Genomic DNA, 24,441 nt, shown 5'->3' with positions numbered 1-24,441 from the left:
GTATGAAAACAAAAATAAGTGTAATCACCACATTATTACTCAGTACAATATTAACGGGATGCCAGGAAGAAAGTTCAATTAACGTTAAAGAAGCACCCGCCCCTGCTATTCAAGGAACCTTTGTAGATAGCCCTGTTGCAGGCTTAAGTTACACAAGTTTATCAGTACCTGATGGTGTAACCGATGCCAACGGTCAATTTAACTATTTTCGCGGCGAAGCGATTACGTTTGCAATAGGAGATATTGCGTTTCCATCTATTGCGGCAAGTAATATCTTGTCACCTTTAAATTTATTTTCAACCGATACTGTATTTCATCCTGCTGTTGTAAACAGCTTGCGATTATTTCAATCACTTGATAGTGATGGCGATGTGAGTAACGGTATTACCATTAGTGCCACAACAGCCGATGCAGCAACGATCAACTTATCAGAAGGCCAAACAATTACCGATTATTTTAGTCGTAGTGAAGATGAATTTGCGGCAGATGTAAACGTTTGGCTAGCAAATGCAGGCACACCAACAACGGAACTCATTGATGCTGATCAGGCTATATTACATTTTGTTGATTTTGTGTATAAGCAATACAACAGTACACAGCCTAATGCATTTAACTTGTCACTATTTACCGGTGATGTATACAACCCTTTGGTAAAAGGCAGTACTGCCGGTATTGAAATACTTAATTTTAGCCCCGCTGATGATACTAACTCCACGGGCACATTTACTAGAACAGCTGATGGTGAAATTATTGGCAACGGCAATTATGAATTTATATTTGGTGATCGCGTACTCGCTTTTACAACTGCTGTTAATGGTGAGTCAAATACACAATACCTAATTTCACGTTCATTTAATACGGTTGATAGTGTGTATAGTTTGTGCCACCAATCTGATGACGCATCGCTTAGCGACATGATTGCAAAATGCGATAGTAACGACGATGCTAAAAATAACGTTATCGTATTTAGTGAAGAGCAAGCTGCCATTGAGCTTGAAAACCTCAACAATTTAGCAGAACAGAACAGCAAAGCACTTATTGAAGATTTTAGCACCACCACTGAAGACTTCTTTAAGTCTACCTATAAAAGCGTAAGTGATGAGATTGGCAGTGCTGCTCTTTACTTCAAAACCGGTGGTAGCTTAGAACTTGATGCTGAAAATGGCAATATAGTGCTTGAAGGCGACCGCTTTAGTATTGGTAACACACTGCCAGGCAAAGAAACAAGCCCAAGTGACACATTGGGTAAAGGTATTTATAACTTAAGTGAAGGCTTTACAATTAGCTTTGATGTTATTGCCCATAATGATGCAGGTACTCTGTCATTGTATGTTGACAATAATACGACTGGCCAAGACAACTCAGTACATGGCAAAGCATCTAAATTTTATTCAAAAGCTATTACAGCTGAAAATTTACCTCAAGGTCAACGCTTTACATATACCTATAAACCAGGTGAAGACGTAGTAACAGGCCCTGATCTGGACAGCGAAAGCGCGCAAGGCGTATTGAATGCAGAGATTAAAAACTCATTTTTACAGATTCGAACTGATAGCGCGGCATCAATTACGTTAGATAATTTAGAGTTAATTACGGTTGCCACAGATGTACCTGAAATTGAAGAGCCTACTGATCCAACCACACCACCAACAGGGGGAGACACGACAACGCCATTCCCATTTGTTACTGATTTTACAACGGTAACAGGTGATTTATTTTCAACTGATTTTTCCGCGATTACTGCAGCTGACGGCTCTATCGTCCCTATGTTTAAAAAGACAGGTGGATCGGTTTCTGTTATTGATACCGGTTTAGAAATTAATAGTGGCCGCTTTACAATGGGTAATACAACGCCAAATGTAGAGACGACCGAAACAGATCAAAGTACAACTGGTAGCTTTGATTTATCGCGCCCCTATCAAATTTTGATAGATATCGTGAGTGTGAGCGATCCTGATGGTGATAATAACTTCCAAATTTACGTGGATAACAATACCTCTAGCAGCTCAAAGTCAATTCATGGCTCTAGCTCAAAATTTTACAATGAATTAATTAACACCTTAGTACCTGACACTACGCTAGTTGTTGAAGGTAAAATTGCAACAGCAACTTCATTTTTACAGCTGCGTACTGAAAATGGCGGAACGGTTGTTATTAAAAATCTACGTATCGAATACTTAGACGATCCGAGCGTGTTTAAATGTAATAGCTCTCCTGAGCTGTATTTTTGTGATGACTTTTCAGCAGGCGATTTATCCAACTGGAAAATTATTGCAAAACCAGATAACACAGCGGGCGCCGTGGGTGAATTTGATATTTTAGATTTAAGTGGTAACAACGTTATGCGTTACACCGCCGGTGGTGTTGGTGGTGAACTCATTTTAGCCACTGAAGACGCATTACAAAATGTGCCAGATACCGGTAACTACTTTTTTGAAGCTGATATTCGACCACGTCAAAACAGTACAACAGCGAGCAAACAGCTCTACTTAATGGCTCGTTATGAAAGTGAAGGCAACTGGCTTGCTGGTGGCTTAAATGTACAAAACTCAACAAGTAGCACACAAGTAGAAGTGGCTGTGACTGTTGACGGTTCTATTTCTCGACCTGTACAAGCTAAGTCTCCTATCTTATTAGGTGAAAAAGGCGGTACAACTGATGGCGTTTGGTATACCACCCGCTTTGAAATGATAGACTCAGAACTTACTGCATATCTGAATGGTGAAAAAATGGGCACAATTAGCGACAGCACGTATAGCGCTCGTGGCCTAATTGGTTTGTTTACTAACAACCGCTCATTTGAACTTGATAACGTTAAAGTCGGCGATCCAAGTATTAAGCCAATTCAATTAACCCTTGATTATAAAGATCCTGCATGGGATGCCAGTACAACCACTGATCCGTTCATAATTAATGTGACAGCAATTAAAGACGATGGTGTTACAACCGATACCTTCAGCGTTACATCGAGTAATAAAGACGTAGTGTCTGCTGATGTCTCAGGCGATGTAGTTACGTTAAGCCCGCTCAGTGCTGGTGAAGCAACAATTAAGTTTGTATCAGGTTCTGATGAAACAATAATCAGAACGATTGAAGTAAATGTTGTCGAAGGCTTTGTGATGCCAAGCACCGATTATGGTGACCTAAGCGGTAAGCTAATGCCTGAAAAATCAGCAGATAATCAATTTGTTGATACGTTAATTTCAATTGATTTTGATACTACCGGTGTAACACCAACCTTAGGTAGTCTTGGCGAAGTTAGGATTTATAAACAAAGTGATGACACTTTAGTTGATACCCTAAAAGTAGGTAAAAACATCGATGTAATTGGTTACCCTGGGCAAGATCGCATACGTGCTGTAAATTACTTCCCTATTAGCTTAGAGGACAATACATTAATCATTAAGCCTCGCAACAGTGTGCTTGAGTACGGCCAAACTTATCGTGTAGTTATCGGTGACGACGTTGTTACTGGTGCTAAATTAAATGACATGGATTTCGCTGGACTTGGCAATAACAGTCAGTGGACATTTACAACCAAAGTAAATATCCCAGCAGGAAATGAGCTACTCGTTGACGATAATGACGTTGCTGACTTTAGAACCGTGCAAGGCGCACTTAATTTTGCAATGCAGCATCTTGATAAAGATGAGCAAACAACGGTTTCAATAAAAGACGGGACTTACAATGAGCTGCTATTTCTGCGCAATAAAAATAATATAACGCTACAAGGTGAAAGCCAAAACAACACTATTATTCAGTACGAAAACTACGAAACACTTAATAGCGGTTCAGGTGGTAGCGCGGCACTTGGCGGTGGTACTCCAAACGGTGGCCGTAGTGTATTTTTGGTTGAAGGCACAGATATGCTGGTTATTAACAATCTAACGTTAAAAAACACGCACATTCGTAGTAACAGCGTATCAAATCAAGCTGAAACTATTTATTTCAATAGCCAATATCGTTTAGTTGCCAACAACGCAAACTTTATTAGTGAGCAAGATACCCTACTACTAAAAGGCTATACTTGGTTTTACAACACGCTAGTTGCCGGTAACGTAGACTTCATATGGGGATACCCAGTTACTTCGTTATTTGAAGATAGCGAAATACGTACCCTAGGTGATTCTAAAAATGGTGATCCAACCCAAGACACCAAAGGTGGCTACGTTTTACAAGCGCGTGTACCGGTAGAAACCGATCCTGGCTTTATTTTCTTAAACAATGAGTTTACCAATGGTCCTGGCCCTATTGGTAATGGCGTACTAGACAATTCAACATATCTTGCTCGCAGTAGTGGTAGCTCTTCATACTTTGATAATGTAACCCTTATCAATAACAAGTTTGATACCCACATTGCAACTGTTGGCTGGGCTATTCAAGGTGTTGAAAATCAACCAGCTCCAAATCCAGAAGCACCTTCAGCAACAAGCGGCTGGCGTGAATACGGCAGCATGGATATGCAAGGTAACGCACTAGATTTAAGCACCCGTAATGGTGGTTATATTTTACAAACAAGTGAAGTAGCTCAACTGCTTGAACGTGATAGTATTTTTGCAAGTTATGGCGATGGCGCAGGGTGGACCCCAACCCCTTTACCAGTGCCAGTGTTACCTGACGAACCTGTAAAAGTAATACCTGTTAACGTGAATTTAGGATTTGCTGGTTATAACTTTGATGTGACCGGTGGTACTAATGGCACTGTGGTAACTGTAGATAATGGCTCATCATTAAAAGCAGCATTGAGTGAAGCAAAAGCAACCAGTACACCTATTATCATTTATGTTGATGGTGTTATTACTGATGCGAACAGTGGCGGTGATGGCTTATCAATTCAGATAAAAGATATGGATAATGTGTCTATTGTGGGCGTAGCAGATCGTGGTCATTTGGATGGTATTGGCATCGAAATTCGCAGAGCGAATAATATCATAATTCAAAATTTAAAAATTAATCAAGTGCTTACCGGTGGTAAGGATGGTATTTCAATTGAAGGTGATGAAAACGGAAGTACCTCTAATATCTGGATTGACCACAATGAGTTATATTCATCGCTAGACTCAGATCAAGATTTTTATGATGGCCTAATTGATTCTAAATCTGGCGCGCAAAACATCACAATTTCTTATAACTACTTACACGATAGCTGGAAAACCTCATTACACGGTCATAGTGATGATGACACCAGTACCAACAAAAATCGCTTTATTACTTTTCACCATAACCGATTTGAAAATATTGTATCGCGAGTACCCTTATTTAGATTCGGTCGCGGCCATGTATTTAATAACTACTACAACAACATTACCTCTAGTGCCATAAATTCACGTATGGGGGCGGAGCTTCAAGTAGAAGGTAACTACTTTGAAAACACCAAAAACCCAGTGATCTCGTTTTATTCAGATACTATTGGCTATTGGAATACATCGGGTAACTACCTCAGTGATACCGTTACCTGGGGTGAAGTACCAGACGGTGACGTAGCGGGTGAAGTAACCGAAAATGGAATTACACCAACAAGTAGCTACCAAGTGCCTTATGAGTACACACTAACCCCTGTTATGGCTATTAAAGATCATGTTATTGCGCATGCAGGTATTGGTAAAATAGATCAAAGTGATTTAGATATCCCTGCGATTGAAGAGCCTACAGAGCCGCCGATTCAAGAGCCGTTAGGGCTACCATTTACTGAAAATTTTTCTGCAAACAACGCTGATGCATTTTTCAGTAATCGTTACCGTGACTTATCAGGCCTTGCAGGGAGCAACACCCCTATTTCACCGTGTTACAGGCAGTGTTCAGGTAAGTAACGGAAAACTAACCATGACCGGTACACGTATTAGTATTGCAAATACAACACCGACCATTAACACCACGGGTGACGATACGCAAACAAGCGGATTACTAGACCTATCAAATAACTACCAAGTAACGTTCAAGGTGGATGCTGTAAGCGGTAATACAGCTAAAAGCTTTCAGATATACGTAGACAACAATACTTCAGGAAGTGCTAATTCAATACATAACGGTAGTTCTAAGTTTTACTCTATAAAGCTGGAAGAGCTAGTACTGGGGCAAACCTATACTGTTGATGGTTTTGTTGCCACACCAACCTCTTTTATAACTATCCGTACAGAGAGTGAGGCAACTATTACGATAGATGAACTAACAATTCAGTAACCTTCCCAAGTAAAAAGCCCTTTATGTTGATTCTATGGGGCTTTCATTTTTATATCTTTAATATAAAACTACATTTTTAGTTATTTCCTATTACACATAAGTCCAGCTCAAATAACACAATAAGTAACACAATAAGTAACAACTTAAGATTAACATATTACCTCGAATTCAAGTCGATACAACTCTATAAGGTATTGTCCATTATATAAATTACAAAAAAAGCCTAAGTTGTAACATTCAAAATAAGTGCTATATTTAGTCCGAGCATAAGATACTAAACGCTTATATAAGTACATATAAAAGGACGAATGAATGCTTGCAAAAAGCAGGATTAATAATGGGCTTTTACTACAAGTAATCATCCAAATTATTATCCTCATTATAGGTGCTACTTTCACTTATTCTCAGCATATTCAATATCAACGCGAACGTAATGCTGTTATTTCAACGGCTCTAAACAACCGACTTTCCTCATTATCCACAGGTATCATCAATAGGGTTAATTTATATCAATATGGGCTATTCGGCTTAAAAGGATTTATACACGGTATTGGCATTGATAATTTAAATTATCAAGCGATGCAAAACTACTCAAATAGCCGAAATTATACTTTAGAATTCCCTGGTGCAGATGGTATCGGTTTTATTAAAAGAGTATCACCAGCGCATTTAGCTCAATTTTTAGAACACGCTAAAAACGAGCGGCCCGATAATACCTTTAGTTTAAAGTCACTCAAAGACGACAACGATGAGCATTTTATTATTCAGTATATTTTTCCTGAAAAAAATAATTCAAAAGCACTTGGTCTTGATATTGGCTCTGAGAACATACGCCGACAAGCAGCACTCAACTCAGCAATAAACAATAGCACCCAATTATCGGCGCCAATTACCTTAGTACAGGCTGACAAAAAACCACAGCAAGGTTTTTTGATTTTACTCCCTGTATATCAACAAAATATCGTGCCAAAAAATACACAACATCGCCTAGACAAATTGGTAGGTTGGGCTTATGCCCCTCTATTAATTAATAATATTTTAGAGTCACTTTCTCAAGTAGACGAAAATAGTTTAAGCATCAGTGATTTAAATAACAGTACTGAATTTACCTTTTTTAATTACGGCAATAAGAATAATAACACCGCGTTTCAAACTTCTAATACTATCAATATTATGGGACGAAGCTGGAAAGTAACACTGCATGGTTCTCAATCTTTTATCGCCAACCTCCATTTAGCTAATAAATATCAAGCACTCGTTGATGGAGTCTTTTTAACCGTCTTCTCAATGTTTTTTATATTCGCTCTACAGCTATTTTTTTATCGCAGGGCACAAAGAATAAAACTCAAAGTAGAAGCCGCTAAAAAGCACGAACAAATACTTGAACAAGCAAATTCAAAACTAGAAATTGAAGTAAAGTTACGCACCCAACAAATAGCCGATATAAGTACTTTACAACGCAGTATTTTAGACAGTGCGAGTTACTCTATTATTGCGACAGACAAAGACGGCCTAATTACTGAATTTAATCCTGCTGCAGAGAAACTACTTGGCTACAAAGCCAGCGAAATTATTGGTATCAAAAACCCGAGTATTTTTCATGTAGAAGATGAAGTAGTTAAAAAAGCGCAGCAATTAACAAAAGAATTAAACAAACCTATTAAACCTGGCTTTGAAGTATTTGTCGTTAAAGCAACACCCACCGAACCTGATATAAACCAATGGACGTACATAGATTCTAACGGTAAGCATATCCAAATTAATTTAAGCATTACCTCATTGCTCAATAATAGAGGTCAAGTAGTTGGTTTTTTAGGTATCGCATTTGATTTAACACAGCAAATAAAACATGAAGAAGCACTTGCACAAGCAAAAGAATTAGCAGAGCAAAGCTCTAAGGCTAAATCAGAGTTTTTAGCAAATATGAGTCACGAAATTCGTACCCCAATGAATGGTATTTTAGGTACTTTGCAACTACTACAAGAGCAGCCACTTAACGAAAAATCACAAGAATATTTAAAAAAATCATTATACTCAACAAGAGCATTAACAACCATCATTAACGATATTCTCGACTTTTCTAAAATCGAAGCCGGTAAATTATCATTAGAAAGCATGCACTTTGAACTGAATGAGTTAATAAACCATTTAGAGTCGGATCTCGCACTTTTTGCTAATGAGAAAGGCATTTACTTACGTTTCATATCTAATATTGATCACAACTATTGGATAGGTGATCCGGTTAGGCTGAGACAGATTTTCATTAACTTAATCTCTAATGCCATCAAATTCACCCACGAAGGTGGTGTAACCGTTGAGTTTAAGTTAACTGACGATAATAAAATATACGGCATTGTCTCAGATACAGGCATTGGTATATCACAAAATGCAATTGATCGATTATTTGAACGCTTTGAGCAAGCAGAAACGTCTACTACCAGAGAATATGGTGGAACAGGGCTTGGCTTACCGATAACAAAATCGTTAATTAGCCTCATGAAAGGTGAAATTAAAGTGACCAGCACATTAAACTCTGGAAGCCAATTTTGTGTTTATTTACCACTGAAGAAAGCAAATATAAAAGCAATAGATCTAAATACAAAGTATTTAGAATTTCCTGATTTATCAAACAAAACAATTTTAATCGCAGAAGACAACAAAATTAATCAACTGGTTGCAACTGCAATGTTAGAGCCGACTAAAGCCAATATTGTAATAGCTAATAATGGGCTTGAAGCAATTGCATTATATGAATCGTTGTTACCTGACATTATTCTTATGGATATTCAGATGCCGAAAATGGATGGTTTTGAGGCCTGTAAAAAAATAAAAAAATAAATAGTAAACAAGTCATTATAGCCCTAACGGCCAATGTTTTTACTGAACAAAAAGAATTATATAAACAACTTTTTGATGGCTATATTTCTAAGCCTATTGAAAAACAAGAATTAATAAAAGCACTACATATGAATAATACAGAGGAAAACATTTGATATGCCTCAACAAATCAAGTTTAAGTAGATTGAATTAACAACATACTCCAAATTACTTTGTCGCGCCTAACCAATAGTTGAGCAGAGTTTACTTTACATTAAAAAGCCCAGTTAAATTAATAACTAGGCCTTAAGAATAATGGTGGAGGGAGAGGGATTCGAACCCTCGTTAGGGATAAACCTAAACACACTTTCCAGGCGTGCGCCTTCAGCCACTCAGCCATCCCTCCACAGTGTTGCAATTGTATAATGCAACGGCACGCTATAGTATGAAATAGGCCCACAAGGTGCAAGGCATTTTTAAATATGAACCTTCAAGTGCTTACTTATCAAGCAATAACTTACGTTTAAGTATAAAAAACGGCTAAATTCAAGATTTAACCGTTTTTAATTTAAACTTTAAAATGACTTAACCTGAACTCTGATTAAGAGATTTACTACGTATTGAATATGATGATATTTAAATTTATTTTCTCTAGCCAGAGTTTAGGTTACTTAGCCATACTCGCGGTAAATTCAAGCATGCGATTAAGTGACTTAAGTGCGCCTTCGCGTAAATCCATATCAACAAATACTTCTTTGCCTTTCGGGTCAATTAGGGCTTCCTCAATCGCCTTTAAGCCATTCATTGCCATCCAAGGGCAATGAGCGCAACTTTTACATGAAGCGCCCTCACCTGCCGTTGGAGCCGCGAAAAACTCTTTATCTGGGCATAGTTGCTGCATTTTATAAAAAATACCGCGATCGGTTGCAACAATAAATTTATTGTTGGGCATTGTTTGCGCAGCTTTTATGAGTTGGCTCGTTGATCCTACTGCATCGGCAAGTGCAACAATCTCTGCTGGCGATTCTGGATGAACTAATACGCCTGCATCTGGGTGTAGCGCCTTCATATCTTTTAAAGCTTTAGTTTTAAATTCGTCATGTACAATACATGCACCATTCCACATAAGCATATCAGCACCGGTATTTTTTTGAATATAACTACCAAGGTGCTTATCTGGTCCCCAAATGATTTTTTCGCCTTGCTCATCTAGGTGCTCTACAATTTCAAGTGCACACGATGACGTTACAATCCAATCGGCACGCGCTTTGACCGCAGTAGAGGTATTTGCATATACAACAACTTTACGATCTGGGTGCTGATCGCAAAACGCAGAGAAATCGTCTATCGGGCAACCAATATCTAACGAACATGTTGCTTCAAGTGTTGGCATAACAACCGTTTTATTGGGTGTTAATATTTTAGCTGTTTCGCCCATAAATTTTACGCCCGCGACGATAATCATATCTGCATCGTGACGTGCGCCAAAACGTGCCATTTCTAGCGAATCGGCAACGCAACCGCCGGTTTCTTCAGCAAGTGCTTGAATTTCAGGATCGGTATAATAATGGGCAACAAGTACTGCATTTTTATCTTTTAGTAATTGCTTTATACGCGCTTTATATTCGCCTTGCTCGTCTTGTGTTAACGGTGCTGGCTTAGGGGAAAAGATATAACCTTCAGGCATAATAGTTTGAGCTAGACTCATGTTCTCGACCACTTATCTACAGTGCATTAATTAGGGCGAATTATACGAGAATATCAAAGCAAATAACAGCAAACTAGCGAGGCTGTTTATAAAAAATAAAGTGGGAATTTAAAAAAGAATATAAAGGAAAGTATTAGAGAGTGGTGGGTCATGATGGATTTGAACCATCGACCAATTGATTAAAAGTCAACTGCTCTACCAACTGAGCTAATGACCCGCTCTAATATAAATTTGCTTTGTAAAAAGCTGCGTAAATCCGCCGATTAAAACTTTCATAGAATGGTGGGTTATGATGGATTTGAACCATCGACCAATTGATTAAAAGTCAACTGCTCTACCAACTGAGCTAATAACCCGCTCTATGCACTTATTCAGTTAAGAATGAAGTTTACGTAAATCCGCCGACTGATGCCAAACAGTATTCACAAGGAATAAACAATGGTGGGTCATGATGGATTTGAACCATCGACCAATTGATTAAAAGTCAACTGCTCTACCAACTGAGCTAATGACCCGCTCTTATATAAATTTTCATAGAATGGTGGGTTATGATGGATTTGAACCATCGACCAATTGATTAAAAGTCAACTGCTCTACCAACTGAGCTAATAACCCGCTCTATGCACTTATTCAATTATGAATGAAGCTTACGTAAATCCGCCGATTGATACCAAACCGTATTCACAAGGAATAAAGAATGGTGGGTCATGATGGATTTGAACCATCGACCAATTGATTAAAAGTCAACTGCTCTACCAACTGAGCTAATGACCCGCTCATGCACCTATTTAAAATAAATAAGCTTGCGTAAATCCGCCGATTGATACCAAACCGTATTCACAAGGAATAAAGAATGGTGGGTCATGATGGATTTGAACCATCGACCAATTGATTAAAAGTCAACTGCTCTACCAACTGAGCTAATGACCCGCTCTGATATAATTGTCTGTACTAAAGTCTAAGTTAAACCATTATATTATTTATAAATATAAAATGGTGGGTCATGATGGATTTGAACCATCGACCAATTGATTAAAAGTCAACTGCTCTACCAACTGAGCTAATGACCCGCTCTAATTTAACAACTTTAAATACTACGTAAATCCGCCGATAAAAGACCATTTTAAAAATGGTGGGTTATGATGGATTTGAACCATCGACCAATTGATTAAAAGTCAACTGCTCTACCAACTGAGCTAATAACCCGCTCTTTTTGCCGCATTTCGAGTGGGGTAACCATTCGTTTGCTGCGGGCGCTTATAATACTTATTTATAAAATGAGTGCAACCGAAATTGTCTCTTTTTTTAAGTTTTTATGCCTAGTTGACCAATTTTAGACCGCTTATGACAAAAAGCAGTCTAATCAAGCCGATTCAATTATTTTGATAAGCGTTCTGTGGCCAATTTTGCAGCAGTTGTACTTGGATACTGATTAACAAGATCATTCAGAATTTTTAGAGCTTCCTCTGCTAAACCTTGCTCTTGCAAAAGTGTTCCTAGCTTTAACATTGCATCTGGTCGTTTATTTGAATTAGGAAATTCATTAACAACCACTTTAAAGTGCTCTATTGCTTTTACTGGCGTATTTTTAATCGTCAGCAATTGCCCAAGCCAATAATGTGCATTAGATGCATAAACTGAGTTTGGGTATGACGTTAAAAAAGTTTGAAACTCAGGAATTGCTTGATCATAACGCTTATCCTTCATTATAAGCGCTACAGCACGCTCGTATGCTTCGTTTTCAGATAAATCGTTACTGTATGTCTGTGCATCACTTGGTTGCGTATAATCAGCTGCAGGCGCTACAGCAGGTTGTGCATATGCTTGGCTTACGCGATTTTCAATTTCTTGATAAAGTTCGCGTTGACGCTGCAGTACTTTTTCAAGCTTATAGCTTTGTTCTTCAGTTACGCCACGGATTTGACTTACTTCATCTTGTAATAGATTAAGTTGTTGCTGTAACTCTACTTGTAAAAAATTACGCGACTGCATCATGCTCTCTAATGATGCTAAACGCTTCTCAATACTTGATTGTGAACCTGCAGCTTCTGAAACAGGAGCGGGAGCAGCCATTAACTGGGTGCTCCCGCTCAATATCATGGCTGCCAAAATAAGTTTCGGCTTCATAATATCTCTTATCTTAGTAAACGAGTACCGCACGGCGGTTTTTAGCGAAAGCTGATTCAGTGCGAGATTTAACCATTGGCTTCTCTTCACCGTAGCTTACTACTGACATTTGGCTAGCTGAAACACCTAAACTTTGTAAGTATTTCTCAACCGCTTGGCCACGGTGCTCACCTAGTGCAATATTGTACTCTGGCGTACCGCGCTCATCTGCGTGGCCTTCAATTAGTACTTTAACTGATGAATTTTGAACTAAAAATTCAGCATGAGCACGAAGCAAGTCAGCGTATTTGCCTTCAACTGTCGCTTTATCAAAATCAAAGTAGATTACTTGCTCTTGGCGTAGTGCTTCGTATTTTTGACGAAGTTGCTCTTCTGCTTGTTGCTCAGGAGAAATTGTAGCCACTTCAACTGTGTCTGTATTTGTCGATTGTTCAACAACAGCTTCATTTGTTTGATTTGCAGCACCTTCATCAATATCCGAAGATGAGCTACAAGCTGCTAATGTCATTACTGGCACAGCAATTAGCAGGCCTTTAAGTATTTTGTTAAGTTGCATTAAGTAGATTCCTATTTTGAGTAAACCAGTAATATTACTGTAAATATGGCGACCAAGCTGGCGCCTTTACTTGTCCGTCAAGCACAGGTAAACGAGCTTTAAAGCGACCGTCCATTGATACCAGCGCGAGTACCTGTTTATTATTATGAAGCGTGCTATAAATAATCATCGAACCATTTGGTGCTATGCTCGGTGATTCATCTAGGCGAGTTCGCGTTAATACTTGAAACGCGCCCGTAGCAAGCTCTTTCTTAGCAAGATGGTACTGCCCGTTGGTACGGTTAACCATCACTAATTCTTTACCGTCTGGTGTTATCGAACCCGCAAGGTTCATATCACCATCAAAGGTCAATCGCTGTGACCTACCATTTTTTAAATTTAACTTATAAATCTGAGCATTACCACCCCTTTCAGAGGTAAACACTATATCTTGACCATTTGGATACCAAGATGGTTCAGTATCTATACTACGATGTCGCGTAAGACGTGTTTCTTTGCGTGTTGCCAAGTCTAATAAGTAAACTTCTGTAGCACCCGTTTTGTCTTTAGAGAGCACTAAAAGAAGCTTTTTACCATCTGGCGAAAACTGCGGAGCACCGTTAATACCGCGATAACTTGCAATAACTTCACGCTTACCGGTATACAAATCTTGAATATAAATTTGGCTTTGACGGTTTTCAAATGTCACATACGCTAATTTTGTGCCATCAGGTGACCAAGCCGGTGACATTAGTGGCTCTTTCGAACGTAGTAACACCTGTTCGTTAAACCCGTCATAATCTGATACAACAAGCTGATAAGGCTTATCATCACCATCACGTACAATTACGTACGCAATCTTGGTTAAAAAAGCACCTTTCTCACCCGTTAATTTCTCATAAATGACATCACTAATACGATGTGAATAACGACGGAAACCACTTATGCCAATAACACTATCTCGTGCTTCTAAAATATGATCTTGGCTTTTAAGTAACTTACCATTACTCATCATTTGCGTTTCACCTCCCGTGATTTGACCACGAATAACATCGACTAACTCATAACGTACTAAATAACGTCCATCAGTCTGTTGCTCAACCTCGCCAACAAGTATCGCTTCAACACCTTTATTAACCCAAGATGCATAATCAATGTCAGCATCTTTGTTTGGTTGTTGCGGCATTTGCATAACATCTACAGGCTTAAACTTACCACTACGCATGAGATCTGCAGCAATAACATCACTTATTTTTTCAGGAATTGGACCAACACCATTGTATTTAAACGGCACAATTGCAATAGGTCTTGCACCATCTACACCTTCTGTTATTACAATTTCAAGGGCTGCGTTAGCAATGCCCTGAAAACCAAATAACAGCACTAAACAGGCAATTTTTACTTTGTTGAACATATCATTCCTTTAAAATTCTGGCTTGATTGTTAAATTAATATTCTTAAGTTGTTCGAATACGTCTTTGTCTTTAGATACCGGTAATGTGTCAGCCATACGAACAGCCCTAAGTGCAGCCTCACAGACTAGTTTATCGCCGCCTAATGATTTAACTTGTGTTACTAAACCATTAAAGCCTAAACGAATATTTACTCGGCACTGCTGATTTTTCATTTTCTCGTCGATCAGTAAGTTCTGCTGAATACGCGCCATAATTAGAGCGCGATATTTATCAACTTCACCCACGACCTGTTGTTGACGTATTTTACTACGCGCAGCCTGCTCTTTAGCAAGTTGTTCTTGTAACATTTGTTCTTGTAGGGCCTGTTGACGCTGTTGTTCAGCCTTTTTAGCACGTTCTTTAGCCTCTTCATCACGCTTTTTACGTTCATCTTCAGCTTTTTTAAGTGCTTCTTCCTCAGCTTTACGCTTATCGGCAGCTGCTTTTGCTGCACTTTCAGACTCTTGCTTTTGTTTTTCGGCTTGTTTTGCTTTAGCACGTTCCTTTTGTTCTATTGCGCGTGCTTTTTTAGCTTGTGCTTGCGCCTCGGCTGTTTCTTTTTCTTTAGCCTTACGTTCTTGCTCTAATTTCTTAATATGACGGGTTTCTGACTCGCGCTGTTTGCGTGCATTTGCAGCTCTGCGCTCTAAATCACGGATGCGTTTGTCTTCTGCCTTTTTTTGTCTTTTTCTTGCTTTTGGAGTTCAGCTATTTTCTGCTCAACCATTTTTTGGTCAACTGTCACAGCTGACACCGCTTTATCAACATCAGGTATAGCTTTATTAATCGTTACTTCCATAACCTTTGGTGCTGGCGGGTGAATGTTTGCCGATGCATATAAAAAACCACCCAGCGCCACATGCAAAACTACTGATTTAATTAATGAACTACTCATACCGTTATTTTGTCCCTTCGAAGGATTCTGTCATTAATCCAACTGACGGTACACCAGCACTTTTTAAAAAGTCCATTAAGAGCAATACCTCTTGGTATGATACTTTTCCAGATCCCTTTATCATTACAGGTACATCAGGATTTTTCATTAGCTGTAACTTAATCACAGCCGCTACATCAAGCGCCTCCATCGGAGCCTCTGGATCAGTCCCTACACTAACGTAATATTTACCTTGTGCGTCAATCGAAGCAATAATAGGTGGCGCATCTTTAGTATCAACTAAATCTGACTCCGTCATTTTAGGCAAGTCGACTTTAACACCATGTGTAATAAGTGGCGCTGTTGCCATAAATATAATCAGTAGCACCAACATTACATCAATGTAAGGAACTACATTAATTTCTGCGACCGGACGGCGCTTCTTACGCTGATACATTCGCTTGGGCCTCTATTTGTGTAGCTGCTTGACGGTGTAAAATATTAGCAAACTCTTCCATAAAATTAATGTAGTGAGATTCTAGCTTTTCAACTTTATTAGAAAAACGGTTGTAAGCAATAACAGCAGGAATAGCTGCAAACAAACCCATTGCTGTGGCAATAAGTGCTTCTGCTATACCAGGTGCTACCATCTGCAACGTAGCTTGTTTAACTTCACCTAATGCTATAAAAGCATTCATAATGCCCCATACAGTACCAAACAAGCCTATATATGGGCTAATTGAACCCACTGTCGCTAAAAATGATAAGCTTGACTCTATTTTCTCTATTTCTCGAGAGAGTGCCACGCGCATAGAGCGGTGTGTACCTTCCATTACAATACTCGCACTTTGAAAGGTATTTTTCTTATGTCGCGCAAACTCTTTAAAACCAGCTGTAAATAGAGCTTCAATACCTTCAGATTGACCGTTACGTGATGAAATTTCGTTATATAGTTTACTTAAATCAATACCAGACCAAAATTTTTGTTCAAACTTTTTAGCACTTGCTAACGCATCTGATATTGCTTTTTTACGCTGAAAAATAATTGCCCATGACATTACAGACATAGCAACTAGCCCTAACATTACTAGTTGAACAAGCAAACTGGCTTCTAATATTAAATCCAAAAAATTAAGCCCTGATCCCACGTGAAACTCCTAAATAGTATCAAAATACGTCAAATTGATTGATTTGTGTAAATATGACCGCTCGTGCAGCCAAAAGTTGCACATAGTGTATCGAGTCCATTTCAAACTGACAACGATATTGCTATGAACAAGCAACAAAAAACGTTGAAATAACCTTTATTTCGCAATTATCTAGCAAAAGAATTTAAAGCCATTTCCGCTATTTAATAATGCGCTCAAGATATGCTTAAATATACAAGCAAAACACCATAAAACGCCTCATTTATTCAAAATCACTGCATAAACACTCAAAAAACTTAAACAAAACCTAAAGGTAATAGTAAAACTAATAGCGACAAGTAGTGCAAACTCAAACTTAATCACTAATTTTCATTAACTTACAAACAGAAAAAAACATTAATGAACAAGTTTTAAACAACCAGAAATTTCATTGCATTAGTTTTTATAATCCGAAATTATAAATTTTCTAGTTTGAATAATAAATATATATTGCGTATTATCTCCCCATACCGAGCTGGCACTGAGTGAAATAGCTTCATTAAGCAAAGTTCTTAGTAATAGGATATTTTATCGTATTACATTGTTTTACATTTTTAGGATAAAACCTAGTTGTGTAAAATGTAGTTCCCAAGATTACTTCCTTCAACTTGTTGTTTACCCGCATTTTTTGCGGGTTTTTTTTGCCAAAAAAATTGAAATCATTTAATACCAATTTACTTAATTGAGTAATCTATTTTGAGGTAAGAAAATCGTATCTATAACAAGGCAAAAATTTCGTTATTTAGTTGTTATCACTCATGCTCCTGCATTGCTCTGCATCCATGCAGTCGTATATCAGAAATTTTTAACACGGTTAACGTCAGATTCAACCCCTCTAATTGATTAAGTATTATTGCAAACTAAACAACACTGTAACAGCCTAATACGATAACGGCTATGCAATATACTCTATCTATCGAATAGCCCGCAGCATAGCCACGCAAGTCTTAACGCTCTGTGAATTAAGCGTTAACTGATTATATAGTGGGTAAAATTGTAATAACTTGGTTTAGAGTAACGATGTGAAAATATGGTGGGTAACATTATAAAATTAGGTATACGCGCTTGCTGTACATTTACTTATGCAAGCGCAAGTGATTAATTGAAATTTAGATTAAGTCGTCTTTTTTGGCATTAATCCAAAGTGATGGTATGCACTGTCAGAGACTATTCGCCCGCGAGGTGTGCGCTGAATAAATCCTTGTTGGATCAAAAATGGTTCTATCACATCTTCTATTGTTTCGCGCTCTTCGCCAATAGCAGCCGCTACATTGTCGAGCCCTACTGGGCCGCCCATAAACTTTTCAATTATAGCGAGTAAATATTTACGGTCCATATAATCAAAACCACTTTTATCTACGTCAATCATATCAAGGGCTTGCTTAGCTACATCGGCGTTTACTGTGCCGTCAGATTTTACTTGAGTGTAATCGCGTACACGGCGCAATAAGCGGTTTGCAATACGTGGTGTACCCCGCGAGCGCTGCGCGATTTCGGTAGCGCCATCGTCACACATTTCTAAATCAAGGTAATGTGCTGAGCGCCCTACTATGTGCGATAAATCTTCTACAGAATAAAACTCTAATCGCTGCACAATTCCAAAACGGTCACGCAGTGGCGATGTAAGTGAGCCTGCTCGTGTGGTTGCACCAATAAGTGTAAATGCAGGTAAGTCTAATTTAATAGAACGCGCAGCTGGGCCTTCACCAATCATTATATCAAGCTGGTAGTCTTCCATTGCGGGATACAGTATTTCTTCAACTTGCGGGCTTAGCCTGTGTATTTCATCGATAAACAGTACGTCGCCCTCTTCTAAATTAGTCAGTAACGCAGCTAAATCGCCTGCTTTTTCAAGTACAGGGCCTGATGTTGTTTTAATACTTACGTGTAATTCGTTAGCGACAATATTTGCAAGCGTGGTTTTACCAAGCCCAGGTGGGCCAAATATTAATAAATGATCGAGCGCTTCACCACGGGTTCGGGCAGCTTCAATAAAAATTTCCATTTGCTGCTTAACATGAGGCTGGCCTCTGTAATCGGCTAAAAGTTTTGGTCTTATTGCACGATCTATAGAGTCTTCATTTGTTTTTTCAGTCGCATCAATTAAGCGATCCGCTTCAATCATGGGTTACTCACAACATAGATTTTAAAGATTCTCTAATAAGAACCTCAGTAGACATATCGGGTTTACTTATCGATTTTACGGCTTTTTGAGCTTGTGGCAATTTATAACCTAATGCAAGCAGTGCCGATACGGCATCATCCGCTGCATTATTAGCAATTGTCGTATCGCTCATAGGCTCTATTACTGCGCTGTCGCTAAATGGCGTAAATAAATCATTACCCCAATCTTTTAGTCTGTCTTTCATTTCGAGTACTAAACGCTCGGCTGTTTTTTTACCTACACCAGGTAATTTAACAAGCGATGTTGAGTCTTCGTTATTTACACAACTTACAAATTGCTTTGCCGACATGCCCGATAAAATAGCTAAGCCAAGTTTTGGCCCTACGCCATTTGCTTTTAATAGCTCTCTAAACAAAGCACGTTCAACTTTATTATTAAAACCAAATAATAGTTGAGCATCTTCACGCACTACAAAGTGAGTGTAAACAATCGCATTTTCACCAATTTTTGGTAAATCGTAAAAACAGGTCATCGGCATTTGTACTTCGTAACCTACACCACTTACATCGAGTAATATTTCTGGTGGCTGTTTTTCGACTAAAATACCATTTAAGCGGCCTATCATAGTTATTTCCTTAAACGTCCTCTAACGGTTTTGCTTGCGCTACCCGCTAGTTTAATTAAATTTTGTTCTGAGTGGGCGTGGCAAATCGCAATAGCGAGTGCATCAGCTGCATCGGCCTGTGGCGTACCGGGTAGTTTTAAAATATTTTTTACCATGTGTTGCACTTGTGTTTTATCTGCGCCACCGTTGCCTACTACTGCTTGCTTAATTTGCCTAGCTGAATATTCAAATACGGGTAAGTCGGCCATTGCCGCCCCAACAATCGCAGCGCCTCTAGCTTGGCCTAGTTTTAAAGCTGAATCGGGGTTGTGCGCCATAAATACTTTTTCAATGGCAAAGGTTTCTGGCGAAAACTGCTCAATAAGCTGTGTAATGCCTTGGTAGATCATTTTAAGCCTAATCGGAAAAGGATGATCGGCTAACTTAATACAGCCACTGCCTAAGTATGTAAATTTAGAACTTTGATGGGCAACAACACCATATCCGGTCAAACGTGAACCAGGATCGATCCCTAAAATAATGGCCAAACAGCGCTCCATTGTTATTATTTTTAAATTACGCTAATAATGCCAGAGTACTGTATAAATTACCAGTACAAAGAAAAACAAAAATGCCCACAAACTAGGTAGGCATTTGAAGGAGCATGTTAGTTTAGCTTACCCTAGGGCACGCACTAATCCTTGGGTGTTTTGTTTAAGTGTTCGGGCAATCATTAAATAACCTAAACCTGCCACAAATACGCCGCCAGCTACCGGACCAATAATCCATATATGCGGGTGTAACTTACCTGCTAAATCAAACATTTGTTGCTGCACAATTAAAAGCGCTATGTCGCTAAAAAGTGCGGCCACTAAACCAGCTAAACCGCCTAGTAATAAAAACTCATACAAGGTCGCGTTTTTAATTAATCGGCTTTTAGCGCCAAGCGTTCGTAGTATGACAATTTCTTGCATACGCTCACCTAAACTAGCTTGCACTTGCGATATAAGTACAAGCGCACCACACAGCACAACAATTGCAAGTACAAAGCCAATGGCGAGTGATACTTGCGAAATAGTTGTTTGTATTTGCTTAACAAAGTTATCAATATCAATGGCTGTAATAGTAGGGTAAGTACGTAATAACTGGCTAAAGTCACGCTTTTGATCCGGGTTTATACGCACCGACGAAATATACGTTGCCGGAAAATCTGCAAGTACATCTGGGCTTAAAATAATAAAAAAGTTAGGTTTAAGCGTGGCCCAATTAACTTTGCGCACACTGGTGATTTTAGCGTCGAACGACTGCGAACCAATTAAAAATGTAAGCGTATCGCCTATCTCAACATCTAAACGCTCAAGCATCGACTCCTCTACTGAGGCTTCAGCCATCGCATTTTCACCAAACCACGTGCCTTGTGTTACTTCATTTTGGTCAGGCACATCTTTAAGCCATGTAAGGTTTAGCTCGCGGCCAATACCTGCACGTGCTTCTTCGTCTTTTTTCTCGTTGTCTTGCAGCGATACAGAACGTGCTACCAACTCGCCGTTTACCGCATTTACACGTCCACGAATAGTCGGATAAAACTCTGATACCTGAATATCTTTTTGTGCTAAATACTCATTAATTGGCTCAAGCTCATTTTGCGTAATATTAACTAAAAACGCATTAGGCGCATCGGCAGGAAGTTGCGATTGCCAATCAGATATCATGTCGTTTTTAAGTACCACTAAAAACAGCAGTAATTTAATCGCTAATGAAAAACTAATTAACTGTACCGCGTTCACATTTGCACGCTTTTGAATAGATGCAATTGCAAGCGACCAACTATTACCTGGCTTTAATCCTAGTTTTCGACCACCACCAAATATTAATTTAGATACTAAAAACAGCACACCAATTAGCGCAAGTGTTGATATAAACAAAATAAGCGTTATTTTTATGTTGTTGCTAAATAACCACATTAATAAAAACACGGTTAGCGCACTCATACCTAAATGCACACGACTTACTGCCAACTTGTCACCTAAGTTACGGCGCAGTACTCTAAGCGGCGGAATATCAAATAAATCAAATAATGGTTTAATAGAAAACATAACAGCACAAATTACGCCAGTGCTTATAGCCACCAGCCAAGGTTTAAAGCCACCTAAGGGTAACTCTGTGCCCATACTTTTTGATAAGTAACTTGTTGCTATTTCTTGCAAGCCATAACCAATTAACAGCCCTATACTTACCGCCATTGCACATACAAGCAATAAATGCAGCATGTATATTTTGCGGATCATTGAGCGGCTACCGCCTAGCGTTTTCATCATCGCTACTGGGTCGTATTGGCGTTCACAATAACGTTTTGCTGAAACAGCTATAGCCACTGCAGCCAAAATAATACCTAATAGGCCGGCAAGTAATAAAAGCTCTCTGCGCGGTTTAAACTGTTTGAAATGGGTGATTGGCGGTCTTTAACACCATACCATTGTTGGTTTTCTTTCATTTGTGGTTTAAGCCACTCGTAAAAGCTATTTATGTCGGCCTCACTACCTGCATAAAGTTGGCGGTAATAAACACGACTACCCGGCTGCACGACTTCAGTTTTTGCCACATCGTCAATATTAATAAGCACACGACGGCTGCTTGAAAATACATTAAATGGCGCATCGGGCTCTTCTACAATCACTTTTGAAACATTAAATAATGCAGCGCCAAGCTCTACTTGCGCGCCAATATCAATATTTAAACTGTAAAATACCGACTCACTTAGCCACACATTACCCGTCGTTGGTCCGCTATTAGCAACTTTAGTTTCACCGGTTAGGGTATCTTTAACTTTTAACTGCCCTTTTAGCGGGTACGCATTAGATGCCGCTTTTACTGAGCTAAACTGCATTTCATCATCGGCAAACAACATAGTGTCGAAATACACCATTTGCGCTGTTTTTAAATTTTGGCTCTGTGCTTGAGTAATAAAAGCAGTGTCGAGAACATGATCGCTTGCAAGTACACGGTCTGCTGCAATAAAAGCACTGCTTTTTTGCGCAATACTTTGCCCTATTCGCTCAGTAACCATCGACAATGTAAGCACGGTTAACACAGCAAGAGCGATAGCTGCGCTTATAACCGTGAGCTCACCACGGCGAAATTCTCGCGAAAATAATTTAAGCGCTAACTCAACCCACATCGGCAACGTCCTCTACTTGGCTTTTTACCAGTAAACCCGCTTCTATTTGAATAATGTGCTCACATTTTTGTGCAAGCCCTTCATCGTGAGTCACCAAAATAAGGGTAGTGCCGTGTTGCGTGTTTAAATCAAATAATAAGGATTCAATCATTTTACCGTTTTTGCTGTCTAAATTAGCCGAAGGCTCATCAGCAAATAGTATTTTAGGTGTACCAATAAATGCTCGCGCAATAGCAACACGTTGTTGCTCACCGCCAGAAAGTTGCGACGGGTAATGATCAATTCGATGGCTCAAGCCTACTTTTTCAAGCAAAGCAATTGCTTGCTCTTTCGCATCACTTTCGCCAGCAAGCTCTGCTGGTAGCATAACGTTTTCAAGTGCCGTTAAGCTTTGTACTAACATAAACGATTGAAACACAAATCCAATTTTAGCCGCGCGCAGTGCAGCACGCTCTTCTTCATCTAAATTGTGTAATGGCTCACCATCTAAAAACACCTCTCCGCTGCTTGCGGTATCCAGCCCTGCTAATAAACTGAGTAACGTTGATTTACCAGAGCCCGACGTGCCAACAATAGCAACAGACTCGCCATGCTTGACATTAAAGCTGATGTCGCTGAGGATGGGCAGCTCACCTTCAAAGGTAGAGACTACTTTAGACAAACCATTAACCTGAATTATATTTAATTGAGAAAGCGCTGACATATGACTCATTCAATCCTTCGTTTAGTATTCATTTTATTTTTAGTTATCAAACCGCTGAGCGCAGCAGCCGACAACACGATTTTAATACTCGGTGACAGTTTAAGCGCAGCCTACGGACTTCAACAAGAAGAAGGCTGGGTAAAATTGTTACAAGATAAATACGATGACGAACAAGCCGACATTGAACTTATCAACGCCAGTATTAGTGGCGAAACATCTGGTGGAGCCCTACGCCGTTTAGATGCATTGCTTGAGCAATACGAACCCACTCATGTACTTATTGAGCTAGGTGCTAATGACGGTTTACGTGGCTTCCCTGTTAAAAAAATGCAAACTAACTTAACGTCTCTTATTCAAAAAAGCCAAGCAGCTAATGCGATGACCGCCTTAATAGAGGTTTACATTCCCCTAATTACGGCCCGCGTTACAGTAAAATGTTTACAGACACTTTTTCGCGCGTTAGCGAAGAAACAAATGCGCATTTAATGAACTTTTTTATGCTAAACATTGCCGGCCAACCTGAATTAATGCAAAACGACAATTTACACCCTAACAAAAAAGCTCAGTTATTAATACGCGATGAGATGTATGACTCGATCAAAAAGTGGTTAAATAAAGACTAGCCAATTAGTACATCGCAAGAGTGCTATTTTAGCGTTCTTGCGCAATAAACATCCAAACAAACAATCGCTTATTGATTTTTAAAAAAATACACGTACTATTGCATACAAATCGGTATGTGGCGCAGCTTGGTAGCGCACTGTCATGGGGTGGCAGGGGTCGAGAGTTCGAATCTCTCCATACCGACCAATTAATTTATTTAAATATTAAGTACTTATAATTTAAATAAAATACATATTGCTACACGCACACTAAATATTATTAATACATGTAGCATATATGTAGCTTCACTACTTACAGCTAATTCAGCTCGTTCATATGTAGTTAT

Annotated in this window: 12 protein-coding genes, 10 tRNA genes and 4 pseudogenes; 5 read left to right on the top strand and 21 right to left on the bottom strand. The window is 39.0% G+C overall.

From position 1 onward, the window contains the following. Nucleotides 1-2: 2 nt before the first annotated feature. From P4S71_RS15820 to P4S71_RS15810, 3 genes and pseudogenes are all read left to right on the top strand, one after another. The gene (locus tag P4S71_RS15820) at nt 3-5,810 is read left to right on the top strand and encodes a pectinesterase family protein (protein WP_337150979.1); all 5,808 of its coding nucleotides are present in this window, start codon (nt 3-5) and stop codon (nt 5,808-5,810) included. 13 nt (nt 5,811-5,823) lie between these two features. Further along, nucleotides 5,824-6,180, top strand: a complete 357-nt coding sequence (locus tag P4S71_RS15815) for a hypothetical protein (RefSeq protein ID WP_337150978.1) — start codon at nt 5,824-5,826, stop codon at nt 6,178-6,180. Nucleotides 6,181-6,492: 312 nt separating this feature from the next. Beyond that, a pseudogene (locus tag P4S71_RS15810) lies at nt 6,493-9,173 on the top strand (CHASE domain-containing protein). Nucleotides 9,174-9,313: 140 nt separating this feature from the next. Here the strand turns inward: P4S71_RS15810 and P4S71_RS15805 are convergent. From P4S71_RS15805 to P4S71_RS15705, 21 genes and pseudogenes are all read right to left on the bottom strand, one after another. Then, nucleotides 9,314-9,403, bottom strand: a tRNA-Ser gene (locus P4S71_RS15805). Between the two features lie 261 nt (nt 9,404-9,664). Continuing rightward, nucleotides 9,665-10,705 (bottom strand): quinolinate synthase NadA, encoded by a 1,041-nt coding sequence (gene nadA, locus P4S71_RS15800; RefSeq protein ID WP_337150977.1) that lies wholly within the window; start codon nt 10,703-10,705, stop codon nt 9,665-9,667. Nucleotides 10,706-10,846: 141 nt separating this feature from the next. Further along, nucleotides 10,847-10,922: transfer RNA gene (locus tag P4S71_RS15795), tRNA-Lys, on the bottom strand. A 63-nt stretch (nt 10,923-10,985) separates the two neighbouring features. After that, nucleotides 10,986-11,061: transfer RNA gene (locus tag P4S71_RS15790), tRNA-Lys, on the bottom strand. An 83-nt stretch (nt 11,062-11,144) separates the two neighbouring features. After that, a tRNA-Lys gene (locus tag P4S71_RS15785) sits at nt 11,145-11,220 on the bottom strand. A gap of 24 nt (nt 11,221-11,244) precedes the next feature. After that, nucleotides 11,245-11,320: transfer RNA gene (locus P4S71_RS15780), tRNA-Lys, on the bottom strand. Between the two features lie 83 nt (nt 11,321-11,403). Beyond that, a tRNA-Lys gene (locus P4S71_RS15775) sits at nt 11,404-11,479 on the bottom strand. Nucleotides 11,480-11,559: 80 nt separating this feature from the next. Beyond that, nucleotides 11,560-11,635 (bottom strand) — tRNA-Lys (locus P4S71_RS15770). A 64-nt stretch (nt 11,636-11,699) separates the two neighbouring features. After that, nucleotides 11,700-11,775: transfer RNA gene (locus P4S71_RS15765), tRNA-Lys, on the bottom strand. Nucleotides 11,776-11,835: 60 nt separating this feature from the next. Continuing rightward, nucleotides 11,836-11,911: transfer RNA gene (locus P4S71_RS15760), tRNA-Lys, on the bottom strand. Between the two features lie 171 nt (nt 11,912-12,082). After that, nucleotides 12,083-12,832, bottom strand: coding sequence for a tol-pal system protein YbgF (gene ybgF / locus P4S71_RS15755; protein ID WP_033023873.1), 750 nt, complete (start codon nt 12,830-12,832; stop codon nt 12,083-12,085). Nucleotides 12,833-12,845: 13 nt separating this feature from the next. Beyond that, nucleotides 12,846-13,388, bottom strand: a complete 543-nt coding sequence (gene pal, locus P4S71_RS15750; RefSeq protein ID WP_007378882.1) for a peptidoglycan-associated lipoprotein Pal — start codon at nt 13,386-13,388, stop codon at nt 12,846-12,848. A 34-nt stretch (nt 13,389-13,422) separates the two neighbouring features. Continuing rightward, complete coding sequence (tolB, locus tag P4S71_RS15745; protein ID WP_096793362.1) at nt 13,423-14,781, bottom strand: Tol-Pal system beta propeller repeat protein TolB; 1,359 nt, start codon at nt 14,779-14,781, stop codon at nt 13,423-13,425. 9 nt (nt 14,782-14,790) lie between these two features. Next, nucleotides 14,791-15,716, bottom strand: a pseudogene (gene tolA / locus P4S71_RS15740) (cell envelope integrity protein TolA). A gap of 4 nt (nt 15,717-15,720) precedes the next feature. Next, nucleotides 15,721-16,152 (bottom strand): protein TolR, encoded by a 432-nt coding sequence (tolR, locus tag P4S71_RS15735; RefSeq protein ID WP_007378885.1) that lies wholly within the window; start codon nt 16,150-16,152, stop codon nt 15,721-15,723. Continuing rightward, nucleotides 16,139-16,843, bottom strand: coding sequence for a protein TolQ (gene tolQ / locus P4S71_RS15730; protein WP_007378886.1), 705 nt, complete (start codon nt 16,841-16,843; stop codon nt 16,139-16,141). The genes tolR and tolQ overlap by 14 nt, the downstream gene beginning before the upstream one ends. 1,153 nt (nt 16,844-17,996) lie before the next feature. Next, on the bottom strand, nt 17,997-19,007 hold the full coding sequence (gene ruvB / locus P4S71_RS15725) for a Holliday junction branch migration DNA helicase RuvB (RefSeq protein ID WP_007378887.1): 1,011 nt from the start codon (nt 19,005-19,007) through the stop codon (nt 17,997-17,999). Nucleotides 19,008-19,014: 7 nt separating this feature from the next. After that, entirely contained in the window at nt 19,015-19,632 is a 618-nt protein-coding gene (gene ruvA / locus P4S71_RS15720) for a Holliday junction branch migration protein RuvA (protein ID WP_337150976.1), read from the bottom strand. A gap of 2 nt (nt 19,633-19,634) precedes the next feature. Beyond that, complete coding sequence (ruvC, locus tag P4S71_RS15715; protein ID WP_337150975.1) at nt 19,635-20,159, bottom strand: crossover junction endodeoxyribonuclease RuvC; 525 nt, start codon at nt 20,157-20,159, stop codon at nt 19,635-19,637. A 129-nt stretch (nt 20,160-20,288) separates the two neighbouring features. Next, nucleotides 20,289-22,789, bottom strand: a pseudogene (locus P4S71_RS15710) (ABC transporter permease). Further along, entirely contained in the window at nt 22,779-23,492 is a 714-nt protein-coding gene (locus P4S71_RS15705) for an ABC transporter ATP-binding protein (protein WP_096793365.1), read from the bottom strand. The pseudogene P4S71_RS15710 and the gene P4S71_RS15705 overlap by 11 nt, the downstream one beginning before the upstream one ends. Between P4S71_RS15705 and P4S71_RS15700 the strand changes: the two are divergent. Continuing rightward, nucleotides 23,493-24,115 (top strand): annotated as a pseudogene (locus tag P4S71_RS15700) (arylesterase). Between the two features lie 110 nt (nt 24,116-24,225). Then, nucleotides 24,226-24,302, top strand: a tRNA-Pro gene (locus P4S71_RS15695). Nucleotides 24,303-24,441 lie beyond the last annotated feature (139 nt).

The sequence above is a fragment of the Pseudoalteromonas sp. B62 genome (assembly GCF_037162565.1).
In the GTDB taxonomy this organism is placed as follows: domain Bacteria; phylum Pseudomonadota; class Gammaproteobacteria; order Enterobacterales; family Alteromonadaceae; genus Pseudoalteromonas; species Pseudoalteromonas fuliginea.
The sequence above is the reverse complement of the archived record's forward strand: the minus strand, read 5'-3'. Positions and strand labels throughout refer to the sequence as shown.